At 50.3% G+C, this 12,213-nt stretch carries 8 protein-coding genes; 2 read left to right on the top strand and 6 right to left on the bottom strand.

The window, feature by feature from the left end:
- Nucleotides 1–449: 449 nt before the first annotated feature.
- Nucleotides 450–1,625 (bottom strand): type III PLP-dependent enzyme, encoded by a 1,176-nt coding sequence (locus C3B51_RS14295; protein ID WP_130245472.1) that lies wholly within the window; start codon nt 1,623–1,625, stop codon nt 450–452.
- Between the two features lie 64 nt (nt 1,626–1,689).
- Here C3B51_RS14295 and C3B51_RS14290 point away from each other — a divergent pair, with 64 nt between their 5' ends.
- Nucleotides 1,690–1,965 carry a hypothetical protein gene (locus C3B51_RS14290; RefSeq protein WP_125716166.1) on the top strand — a complete coding sequence of 92 codons (276 nt, stop codon included), beginning with the start codon at nt 1,690–1,692 and terminating at the stop codon, nt 1,963–1,965.
- Nucleotides 1,966–2,333: 368 nt separating this feature from the next.
- Nucleotides 2,334–3,116 carry a hypothetical protein gene (locus tag C3B51_RS14285; RefSeq protein WP_130245471.1) on the top strand — a complete coding sequence of 261 codons (783 nt, stop codon included), beginning with the start codon at nt 2,334–2,336 and terminating at the stop codon, nt 3,114–3,116.
- Nucleotides 3,117–3,197: 81 nt separating this feature from the next.
- Here C3B51_RS14285 and C3B51_RS14280 read toward each other — a convergent pair whose 3' ends face one another.
- From C3B51_RS14280 to C3B51_RS14260, 5 genes are all read right to left on the bottom strand, one after another.
- On the bottom strand, nt 3,198–4,343 hold the full coding sequence (locus C3B51_RS14280) for a tryptophan 7-halogenase (protein ID WP_130245470.1): 1,146 nt from the start codon (nt 4,341–4,343) through the stop codon (nt 3,198–3,200).
- Nucleotides 4,344–4,354: 11 nt separating this feature from the next.
- The gene (locus C3B51_RS14275; RefSeq protein ID WP_130245469.1) at nt 4,355–7,477 is read right to left on the bottom strand and encodes a LodA/GoxA family CTQ-dependent oxidase; all 3,123 of its coding nucleotides are present in this window, start codon (nt 7,475–7,477) and stop codon (nt 4,355–4,357) included.
- 279 nt (nt 7,478–7,756) lie between these two features.
- Complete coding sequence (locus tag C3B51_RS14270; protein WP_130245468.1) at nt 7,757–8,887, bottom strand: cytochrome P450; 1,131 nt, start codon at nt 8,885–8,887, stop codon at nt 7,757–7,759.
- Nucleotides 8,884–10,086: a cytochrome P450 gene (locus tag C3B51_RS14265; RefSeq protein WP_130245467.1), complete on the bottom strand. Its 1,203-nt coding sequence runs from the start codon at nt 10,084–10,086 to the stop codon at nt 8,884–8,886. Before C3B51_RS14265 ends, C3B51_RS14270 begins: the two co-directional genes overlap by 4 nt.
- Before the next feature lie 1,012 nt (nt 10,087–11,098).
- Entirely contained in the window at nt 11,099–12,205 is a 1,107-nt protein-coding gene (locus C3B51_RS14260) for a class I SAM-dependent methyltransferase (protein ID WP_165389160.1), read from the bottom strand.
- Between the last annotated feature and the right edge of the window lie 8 nt (nt 12,206–12,213).

Raw genomic sequence — 12,213 nt, 5'->3', positions numbered from 1 at the left:
AATATGACGCTAACAGCGTTAAAAATTTCTCATTTAGAACAACTAAATAGCAAAATTTTTGCCTTGTTATCGACGATATTTTCTCGCCTCAAAATAGCACACTTAATTAAGCTAATTGGTATAATTGTTTTTATTTGGTTAACTCGGTGTATCGAGTTGTATTAAAAGTTAGGTTTAATTGAACAGAAGTCAAACGAATTGAATAAAAAATTTCACCTGGTCGGATATGTGGTATATTTAATTCTTAGTGCAAGCATTGGTGGAAGTAATTATTCTTCTTATTTCAGGGCTGGGTATGGGTACTTTATGCTAAAGAGGGTGTATTAAAGATCGAACACTAAAAGTGCGCGTTATTTATTACGCGCTTTGTCGCGTGAATAAACGTATCAAAGGGATGAGCAGGCTCAAAGCAGTGAGGCCCTGTTGAGGGCCTCTGACAGGTAGGTAAGTTAGCTGCCGAATTCGGCCTGGTGAAGTTGGATCACTTCATTGAGTACCACAGTGGTGGCGCGTTTGAAGAAATTGAAGTCGGTCGCTGTTGCACTGGTGTAGGCACCCATCATGCGGGTGATCACCAGATCGCCATCTTCCAGTTTAGGCAGTTCAACGGCATCACAGATCACGTCTATGCTGTCGCAGGTTGGCCCCGCCAGTACGCTTGGATAAACCTCATCAGCCGTCTTCAGAGTGCGTAGCGGATAGCATGCCATGTCGAACATCAGCCCACTGAAAGAGCCATAAATTCCATCGTCCAGATAATACCAGGTGCGGCCTTCACGCTGTGCCTGACCCATTACCGAGGCAACGCAGGTCATCGCACCGGCAACAATAAAGCGACCAGGTTCAGCAATACGCTGCACCGTCTCTGGCAGCTGTGCCAGTGCCGCATTGATTGGCGCACAAAAAGCACGAATATCCACCTGATTGCTCGCGTACGATACCGGAAAACCACCACCAATATCCAGGCAGCTCAGTGCAGGCAAGCCTTCGGCCACTACGTCGTCCATCAGCTGTTTGCACGCCTGAATAGCCGCGACATATTTGTCGGCATTGGCGGTTTGTGAACCAACATGGAACGACAGACCTTTAACCCGAATACCCCATTGCTGCGCCTGACGGATCAGGTTCATTGCATCGGCCGGACTGCAACCGAATTTCTTCGACAGGTCGGCGTACGCCTCACTGTTACGAAAACTCAGTCGGATCAGCACTTCAGCTTGCTCGGCAAACTCGCGAAACTTTGCCAGCTCGTTGAGGTTGTCGACCACAAACACCTGACAGCCATATTCCAGTGCATCAGCAATGTCACTGCGACGCTTGATTGGGTGCGTATGAATGGTGCACTCAGCCGGAACGCCCTGCTCACGCACCAGTGCCACTTCACCGCTGGTTGCCAAATCAAAACAGGCACCCAGTTGCAATAAAGTACGCACTACAGCCGGATGTGGTAAAGGCTTAAGGGCGTAGTGCAAACGCACGCCGGGTAGTGCTTCGGCAAGGGCCAGGTATTGGTCACGCACCTGCTCACAGTCAAGCATCAGTAACGGTGAGCCGTACTGGGCAACTAAATCGGTAACAAGGGTAGCGTCAATAGCAAAATTTTGTACTTGAGGCTGAATAGGCATAGCGACTCCAAATAGTATCAGCGAATAACGACCTGCAGGCTCTATATGTGAACGGTGCTTGTTTGTGGTGCACGCGCTCACCCCTTCAGATCTTGAGCAAAGCGACTCAGGTTTTGACGACGCATCAGCGTATTACCTTTACCCGAATCAGTTACAGATCCTGGATAGTTGCTCTATCGCCTTGCCACGGGGTGACCACATCATGACTGGCTCATTGACCCGTCATGCTAAACACACCACCGCGATGTACTCGGATTGGCTATCTTCAGAAAACACGCAAATAGTAGGGCGCATGGTGCTGCAGTGCAAGCCCCAGTTCAACGAGAAATTTTGTTGCTGAGTGACAAATTTACTTGTCGTAGATCAAGCTTTGTCGGTATGGAAAATTGCGAATAAAGTGACTCAGGTGAAGTTTCATTATTTTTTGAACAGAATAAAACAGGGTCTCTTAGGAGCAGCTTTTGAAACCCTGATCAATGCTTATGATGGCGATGCGCATGATTCTTATACTTATGATTAAATTGGATATTTTTGAGTTTTAAACAAGTAAACCTACTTGTTTTTGAAATTTGTCCGGCACGAATTTCTCTTGCTATGGTGACCTCAGTTGGCCAGTAAGGGTCAGGCATGACAGTCAATCTGTTGACCCGCGCTGCACAGTTTAACCATTAACATTTTTTATTCGTTACTTTCTAAAAGGACATAACCATGAGAACCTTATCTTTGTCATTTGCTGCAGTCGCTTTGTTCAGTGCATTTGGTAGCCAGGCTACGGCTTATCAAAACGTGTTTGATACTGATGGATACGAGCGTTTGACTAACTACACCTCAGGTCCGGTAAGCTCAGCATTGCTAACCGGTGAGTTTGCGCACAACTTTGAAGCGCAACTGATCCTGCGTGGTGAAGGTGCTTACTGTGAATCTGCAAATCTATATTCTGCGAATGATGGCCGCCATATTGTTAATCTGGGTGTGAAGACGATTGCGGATCGCAATACAGTTGAAATGGGCGTGGCTATTCCTGAAGCGACACTGACCGAAAAGAAAGTTCTGCATGCCAGCTGTTATGATGCGGCGGGGGAGTGGTACAAGGTGCTGGTTAATGTGCCGGGTGCCCCCATCGTTGATTGGCAAATCGAGTTAACGCCAGCGGGTGACTTCGTGAATCAGCCATACTCATACGGCTATCACACGGCTTACCACATTAGCAGCCGTCTGGTGATTGATAACCAGAACAACGATGCTCGTTGCAGCATTGTTGCAGATCGGGGTGTGTCTTTGGGCCTTTTCCATGGCGAAGACCGCAAAGGACCTTTCCATTCAGACGTATTTACGCTGGACACAGTCGTTGACAACAAAGCCAAGCACCCGGTGTTGTATCAAATCCTGGAGTGTGAAAACGCAGTAGGTAAAACCATGGCGGTGAAAGTCTTTAATCTGACAGATCCAAACAGCATCTACACCTATGAAGATCAGCTGATTGTAAAATAATACCACTTTGCTCCCCCCAATGAGCAAATATAAAAATGGACAGGTATAAAACGGACTTGAATTGCGAACCTCACGCCGGGCTCAACTGAACTCGGCGTTTTTGTGCGTCTGGCGACGTTGCCAGTAAGGTGAGTCGGGCCAGCGCCGCTCCTGTGCGTAATAATGTGCGCGATGGTTCAGATAATGTTGCCAGACAGATTTGATCTGTGCCTGATGCAGGCGGGTTACTTCAATGGCGGCGTCGGCATCGCTCAGGCCATACTCCTCAAGACCATTGGCCAGTTGCATGGCGGTTGCCATGGCATTAAACATGCCCTGCGACGATAACGGGTCGAAACTACAGGCGGCATCACCCAGTGTAGCCCAGCGGTGTCCGGCAGACTGCGTCAGACAGGTACTATTGGCAGATACCACACCATGGAGCTGCATGGTGCCCGACTGCTCAATGCCTTGTGGTAATAATGCCCTTAATCCAGGTTGTGTGCGTGCCAGGCGGCAAAACTGAGCTAAATCGTGTTGCAGGCCTTTGTTGAGCAAATCACTGTCGGTTTGCAGTGCCAGTACCCGGCGCTGCGCTGGAAGCCTTGCGCTATACCACCATCCTTGCTCGCTTGCTTCGATACAGGCCAGTTGGTTTTTGATGCTACAATCCAGGCTTGCCCAAAGGGCAATTTGTTTGTCCAGTACAGTGCGCTTGAGCCCCAATTTAGTGGCAAATGCGCTGTGGCGTCCGGTGGCATCAATCACAAAGTGGCAGGGGATAGCGATGCTGTGCTGAGCGGCCTGGGTTTGCGCTGCCAGATACAGCAACCAGCCGTCGCTGCCAGGCTGGGCGTCCAGTAACCTGGCGGGCCAGAGGGTTTCGATGCCGTGTGCGATTACTTGCTCGCGCAACCAGTTTTCAAACCCGGCCCGGTTGAGTTGCCAGCCCAGACCATCGGGATTACTGAGGTTGTCGTTAATTAGGCTTTGCTCGCTCCCCCAGCGGCTTTGAATGCCATAGTGTGGTATATGCAAATCCTGGCGCTGCTCAAAGTCCTTGAGCAGGTTTAAATTTCGCAGTATGCGCGCCGCAGCCGGTGGCAGGCATTCACCTACTTTGTCGGGACACGCTGATTGTTTGTCAATCAATACGACCTGAAAGTGGCGGCTGAGCGCCAGGGCGGCGATACAGCCTGCCACCCCGGCGCCAATGATCGCAATCTGACAATGTTTTACCTGTGTCATTGCGTATGGCCTTATTTTAAGTCCTTGGGAAAGTTTGCCGCAAAGCGACTGACTTTTTCGATCACCCCAAGATCCACCCGAGAGCGCGAAGTCGCCATGACAGGCCTTGCTGCATCCTGGCCATCCGGGCTGGGCACCAGGTTCGCAGCCAGCTGCGCAACAGTCTGAAGCTTGTTGTCGGCTTGTGCTTTGGCAGCCGCCTTGCTCGCCTTTTTAGACAGGTGATCGTCAGCGGTGATCCCAACCTGCATGGCCGCTGGCAGATCGACACTATCGGTTGCCCCCGGTCGGCCCTGTACCACAGCCAGTTTATCGAAATTGGCGATCATGCTGTTGATCTGCGCGGTATAGGTGGCCGGTTGACCATATAACGGCAGGGCATCGAGCCAGTCGCTGCGATAGTTGAATGCCTCAATGCGGGTCTGCGGGTCCAGTGCCGGGTTGATGGCTTCTTCATAGCGTGCCACATTGAGAATATTATTCGGTACCCGCGCTGGCCAGAAAGTGGGCAGGTAGGGGTCGTAATCGGGCGTGTAGCCATCGCGGCAGCTAGCGGTATCTGTCTGCCAGGGGATCGCCATCCAGCGGGTGATGCCACCGGCCACCTGACCTCCGAGGATCGGCCCTTGTGCCAGGGTAATGGTGTCGGCGTTTATCTGCGCACCATAGTACGTGGTGTCTTTACTGATCCCTTTATCGGCATGTTTAATTCGAAACGGTGCCATATACATACCGGCCGTACGCATTGGCCAGGTCATTTCACAGCCCGGATGAAAGGCATCAGCCAGACAGAAATCCAGAGCGCCACGGGTCAGCATATCCGGTTGCTCCGCCACAGGCACTTTATCTATGTCGTCGGGCTCAGCGGCATGCGGACAAATAGCCGGGTCTACATAGTCGGCAGTAAAGTCTCCTTCAACCCACTGATCCAGAAAGGACAATTGTAGCGCAGACAGGGTGGAGTGCTGACGCTCAGATCCCGTTGGTGGAATAGACAGGGCATCACCATACAGCCAGGGCCACAGCTGCGCGGCTTGTGCACCGGGTTGACCATAGCGGCGGAAATTATTCGACAGCGTACGGCGCAGCTCTTTATATGCCGCAGACGGGTTGCCCAGTTTTGCTTTCCATTCTTCACTGGTGTAGTTAAAGGGCGCTTTAAAACCAAACCCAGCGGCATACCCGGCGTTCACCCACTGTAAGTCGGTCATGCGCTCGAAAATAGGCAAAATATCGTGTTTAAAAGACGGGCGCGCCGGGCGAGTCAGCATGCCGGCATTGACGGCGACTGAACGCATCAGATCCCACATGGTACGCACGGATTTTTGCATTGGCGCATAATCCGGTGGGGCACACACCACCCAGGCCGGGTCGACCTGTAATTTTACGCCTTCATATTCTACCTCGGCGGTCACCGGGCCATCGGAAATATCGTCGTGCCAGCCCTGGTTATTAGCAAAAGTAATGGCGATGTCGCCATTGATGTTGCGCGATACCCCATTGCCGCCAAGCACAATCAGGCGGCCCTGCTCGTCAGACTTAAGCTCACCCAGATAGACTTCTTCGCCCATAAACTCGCCCTGGAATTGCGGGCCATCTTCCACTTCGGGTTTGTTCAGCTTGTGGGTGCCACCATCAATCAGTAAGCGGTTGCGATCAGCAACATTATTGTTACGCAGCAGGCTGGGCGGTGCATCGGCCGCTTCCGGTACATCCAGTGCCAGCTGAAACTCGTACCAGGACGACTTCTGGTTGGCCAGGTGTACCTGCCAGCTGATCTTGGCGTTATCCATCGTCAGTTCTTTTACAGGCTTACCTGCCGCGTTAAATCCATAAATTCGAAACTCAGCCGCCTGGCGCTTAAGCAGACCGTCGCCATCCCGGTAGGCGTCTTTTTCCAGTCGAGGCTTAGGGTTTGGCACTTGTGGACCAATAAAGTACTCCTGACTGCTGCCTACCCGCATGATGCCAATGGGTGGATAAATCCCGGCACGCACAATACACTCGCTGTCCTCGTCACTGTTACCTGTAAACTTTGGGTCGATGGCATCGGGTTCGTTCATCTGCTGGCCGTTGGCCTGATGACGGGTATTGGCGCTGGCCTGATACACAACTTTTCGGGCCTGAGCTATGGAGCCCAGTGGTTCATTATCAGCCAGGGTGCGCCAGATATTGAAGGCCAGATTACGACCAAACTCGGCCTGGCCGATGGCACAAATATCTTGTTGTGGCAGTGTGAGGGTGGCAACCGGCTCGAAGGGCGCTTCTTTTTCTGACCAGGCGACCATGGCATTGTCGATGGGGAAGTCTTTCTCGGAGGCATTGGGTGGACGCCGTTGGATCTCAAAGACAAACTTGGCTTCACCCTGACGCAGGCGAATTTGTAAGTCCTCCGCCAGGTAGTCATTGCCTTGTGCAGGCGAGCCCCGGTAGGTATCGAGCGGACGAATACGATATTTAACGACATTCTGCTCACCCAGTTTAAACGGCAGGATTGCCCAGTAGTGGGTGCTCAGGCAGCTGGCCTCAGGTTTGGTCATGTCATCCAGTACGTCGGCGGTTTTTGGGTGTTTGGCCAGATAGGCAGGGTAGTCGCGGTCGATAACGCCGGCGGTGGTAAAGGCACACATTTGAGCGGCATCGCGAACAAAAAAGCGGTCGATGTTCTGCATGATAAAGTCGACATTGTCGCTGTCACCCAGCAACTTTTTACCTTTCACACCAAATAGTTTGATCCCGACCCCTAAAGTGGTATGCAGATCTGGGCTATTCGGCGTGGTATCGCTGGAAAAGCGCAACACGCAGTCATAACTGGCCGGTTTTGCAAACACACCGGCCTGTAAACACTTATCCAGTTTGCTGTGAACCTCAAACTGGCCGTAGACGATACCATGTTGCTTGCGAAAGACGGCCCGTTCAGCAGGTTTCTGTCCGCGTTCAATACGGGTTTTTTGCCCCATCTCAACAAACATTTCTTTCAGGCGCTGAGTGGCCAGTTCAATGTTCTGGTAGTCATCCCGTGTCCAGCACTTCACCTCATTGGCTGTTGGGGCATTATCTATGTTCTTTTTCAGGTACTTGGGGTTGACCAGTTGACCTTGTTGTTGCTTATTACGTTTTTTCTTATCGCTCATAACGGTTTCCGCTTATCAATGTTTCCTTGTCAGGTAACTGCAATGACGTATGAGTCACTCATGGATTATTCATTGACTACACAGTGAATAACGCATGCGTCGTTTACCTGTCCCGACCGGGCAGTGTTTTTATGCTGCCCACTGTGAGTATAGCGGGGGCTGCGCCAATCGGTATCTGGATAGACTCTAGATGCAAAGGCAGGGCATGACTATTACAGGAGGTTACGCGAAGCGGAGGCTAGTGAGGAAAAACCCGCAAGCCGGGTTTTTCCTGTGGGGTCAGGCAAAGGTCTGCACCTTGACCCTGAACTCGGGCGGTGCAATGGCTGGCTCTGGATGCAGCTCCTCTGACAACTGTTCGAAGATCAGCTGCTGACCTTGCAGTGCACTGATGAGATCTGAGGTAAAATTCAGTGCAAATGCCGAGGCGATACACTTATGTGTGCCCCAGCCAAAGGGCATGTAAGGTGCATCTGCGGTGGCATTTTCCCAGCGCGGCGGGTAAAAACGCTCGGGTTGTGCCCAGTTATCCGGATGCCGGTGCAACACGTAGGGGCAGACAGTGACCGTATCGCTTTGTTTGATGTTTAGTTCACCCAAGGTGTGTGCTTTACTCGGGGTTCTTGGCAGGTTCCAGGCCACAGGCCAGAGCCTTAATGCTTCTTTAACAATCCAGGGGGCCGGATGCAGCACGCCGCCTTCTTTGGCACAAAAATACAAAGACCAGGCCAGGGTAAACGCCATTGAACTGTTAATGGCAAAAAAGAAAGACAAGAAGATCTGTGCCAGCGCTTTGGGCGATTCATTGTCCGGGCTGCATGCCAGCAGAATGTCTATCACGTCGCGGTTAGTGCCCTGATAAGGGGGCTGCTGGCGGCGTGCTTTAAACACCGCGCGCAGAGCCCGGTGAACACGCAATCGTATAAAGGCGCGGCGCCACCCCGAGCCATGGGTTTTCTGCCCGCTGTACAGCGAGTGTCTCAGCACTTTATCAAGGTGTTTACGCAGCTGAGGGCTACGCTGGCTGTCGACCAGAAAGTCGTAAAATGTACAGTACATAAGATCATTGGCGCTATCTGGCCAGCTCAGGCCCTGGCCGACCTGGTCGCGAAATGTCTCAATAATCTGGCTCCGGCGTTGCTCATAATAGCGTTTAAGGCTGAGGATGGCATCTTTACCTATGGCAATTTGCGCATCCCGGGTCGAAAACATTGCGCCATCGACGTTAAAGAAGTCGGATTGCTCAACATAGTTGCCATCCGGGTTACCCATCGCCTGCTTCGCGGAGTCAAAGTCGGTCACGTAATAATTGTCCTGCTCAAACTCTATGTGCGCGGGACAATGGGACAGGGCCTGATCAAGCGCCTGAAAAGGCTTGTCGAATTTGTCGTCGGTATCTTCTAATCTCATGCCTGTTTCTCGCTTATGGTGCCCTCAAACCCGGCAACGGAAGGAATATTCATATTTTCAAATGCCAGCGCCGAAGGATGAGTGAGTGTGATATCCAGTTCGTTCAGCAACAGCTGGCAGAGGATGGCGAGCTGATTGGTGCCCAGTTGCGCACCTATACAGCTGCGTGGGTTCCAGCCGAACGGCACAAACGTGTTGGGCTGCACACTGGCCTGTTGCCAGCGCAGCGGGTTGAACACATGCGGTTCGGGCCAGTATTGCTCATTGCGGTGCACAAAGTAACTACTATTAAAGAAGGTATCGCCTGTCTGTACGGTGAGTTTGCCGACGCTGAACGGGCAGCGGGCCTCACGAAATACAATGGGGACACTCCACATACGCAGTGCTTCTTTGATAAACCAGTGCAACTGAGGGGTCTGCTTAAAGGGCAGAGCAGGCACCTCGTCTGGTGCTTTCTTGAGTTCATCGCGGAGGGTTTGCTGCCACTGCTCAGATCGTAGCAACTGCGCCGCCATGCAACTGGCAACGGCGCCGGGTGGGCCGGAAATGGCCGTGACTAAGGTCATCATGGCATCCAGGGCGCGGTCCATGCCCAGCGCCGGATAGTCGTCGACCACGCTTTGTAAAAGGTCGAGTTTGCGCTCAGTGCTGTTGCGGCGTTTGCGAATGGCCCGGCGGATCACCTGGGCTGCGCGCAGGTTATACCACAGCAGCGGGTATTGCCTGAGTCGGGTGTGGGTTTCGGGTTTCAGCAGCACCTTGATCTGTGCGCGCATGTGGCGGGTTATCAATGCCCGTTGTTGCTTTGTCAGATCGCAGATCATCACATCCACCACACAAAAGGCAATGCATTCCTGGATCAGTAAATCCAGGTTAACCACCTTACCTGGCTGGCTCAGCAAGTGGCTTTTCATTGATTGCCTGACGCGGCGCAGGTAGTCCTGAGAATCCATTTGTTTCAGGAGCTTGAGCCAGCCACTGCGAACATGCTGCCAGCTCATTGCACTTTGGTTGTCGTCTTGTACGCCAAACAAGGATTCTGGCAAGGTCATGTCGGCAAAGTTTAACTGATTTGCCAGCCGGGCACTGTTTGGATTAAAAAAGGCATAGCTCTGGCCGTCAACCTGATAGTCTTCTTTTCCCTTACTGCAATCTTCTCTCATTGCCGTAATGTCAGGGCGCTCTTTGGGTATCATCATTATTATTGTTCGCTCTGTGGGTTGTTACTGAGAAGGGATGTGGGGGATACAGCCCATGGGTTAAGTCATGGGCTGAAGAGCGCAATTAAATGTTGTTATACAACTTCCACAGGTAGCGCTTTGATTGAGTGGCGGTGCGCAGACCTAGTGCGCGCATGACTTTTGTTTTAAGTGCTTTCATAGTAAAACTCCTTCTAAATTGTGATGAGTCAGACAATATCAATCAGATATTGTTGTACATGATCCAGAAATAACGCTTGGACTTAGCGGGTGAAGTGGCACGAACGCCCAGTGCACGAAGCACCTTAGTTTTCAGTGTTTTCATAACTAATTCCTTCTTGTTGAACGGTTAGATGTTGTTGTAGTGATGCCAGTGATACTTCGCTGAAGTGGCAGGCTTTGCACTGCGAACGCCGAGTGCACGTAGTAGCTTTGCTTTAATCGTTTTCATAACGAATTCCTTTTAACTTGTTGATCAGATGCTGCTGTAGTTAGGCCATTGATACTTCGCAGAAGTGGCGGGCTTTGCACTGCGAACGCCGAGTGCACGTAGTAGCTTTGCTTTAATCGTTTTCATAACTAATTCCTTCTATTATTTGTTGTTGCGAGTTTTAATTCGCTCTTCCAAACTATTAACGAATTGTGAAATTGTCAAGAACGTTTTTTGAACAAATGATGGGGTTTGAGTCAAACGTCTGATAATTTGGGATGAGTTTACAAGGCATCTTTTAACTCATTCTGGGCGTCTTCGCCTGCTGCTGATACATTTAGAACGGTATGAATTTATCCTGATCTTGAAGTAACTCTGCATAATTTATAACTTGGTTATTTACTCTGTTTCTCTCGTTTTTATCGGGGTTGTTTGCGAAAGACTAAATTTCTTTGACTGCTTTTATCAGACTTACCGCGCCTTTAAACTTCGCTTCGCTGCAGCTGGTAAGTCTAAGTCCTACGGATTTACACCATTAAGATAACAAACATGTTGCATAAAAATTCTTCTGATAGGTGTTAACTAAGCGAAGTTTATGCTAACAGAAATCGTCAAAGAGGGGGGCGCTCCCCAATATTGCGCCTCGGATTTCAGTAGCTCAGTCATTTTTGTCATGTTCATATTGGGGTTAGGGTTAGCCAGCCATAAAGTGCCACCCACGGCTAATTGATTAGCAAGGTGTTTAAGTTGTTCAATGGGATGTGCTGCTGCGTACAGGCTATTTATAGAACAGATGGTTTTAAAGCCCTTGCCATTGCAATAGAGCTGCTCTGAAAAACCGAGTTGAGCATTGGCATTGGCAAAGCCTAGCTCGGCAATAGTCGCTTTTGCGCCCGCCACCATCAGGGGGCTTTGGTCTATTCCGTGGTACTCAATACTTTTGTTTTCAATAAACTTTAGCAGGTGAGCGGGACCACAACCTGAGTCCATCACTTGATCGTTTAGTTGATCAGCTATCTCCTGGTACAACTGCTGTTGTACACTCGTTACTACTTGGCTGAATGCACGTTGATAAGATCCCCAAGCTGAATCGCTTGTGTGCTTATCGCTTGAATGTATTTTCAACATTGAATTGTGTTGCTCAAACACTCTGACAGGGCTTCTGCGAAGAAAGCTCTGTGTACGAGGCGCAAGTTCCCTGCATTGCATACTAAATGCTGTAACAGGCACCTCAGTTCCGACGTCTACATCACAATTTCGTTTATGAATGGTTGCAGCCAGATAATGGATATAGAAGGTCTCATTTTTCGTTAGGATACCGTAAAGAGTTTCGAGTCCTAGTCTTTGAGCGGTATCAAATAAAACGCCATATAGTGTTTTGACATTGATACGGTTGATAGCCGCGAACTGACCGATAGTAGCAACTTGCCCATTTTCAAATTCTAAATGGTTAAAAAGGTGAGAGTAATTAATCTCGCTGGCACAATTATGCAGGGTTAATCCAAATACGGCTGTTAACTTGTTGTCAGTAAAACAACCAAAGAAGCGAATACGGTTGTCTCTGATACTGCTGACAGTCATAGTCGCTTTGGATAGTCGTTGCTCATATTGGCGATTGAGGAGCGCGATACCAAGTTGTATTTGCTCATCCGATATTAGTTCTTCGATATATATATTTTTGCCTGACATCATTATTT

Origin of the sequence: Pseudoalteromonas rubra (assembly GCF_004212645.1) — a bacterium.
GTDB classification, from domain to species: Bacteria; Pseudomonadota; Gammaproteobacteria; order Enterobacterales; family Alteromonadaceae; genus Pseudoalteromonas; species Pseudoalteromonas rubra_G.
This window is presented reverse-complemented; position numbering and strand designations above follow the sequence as displayed.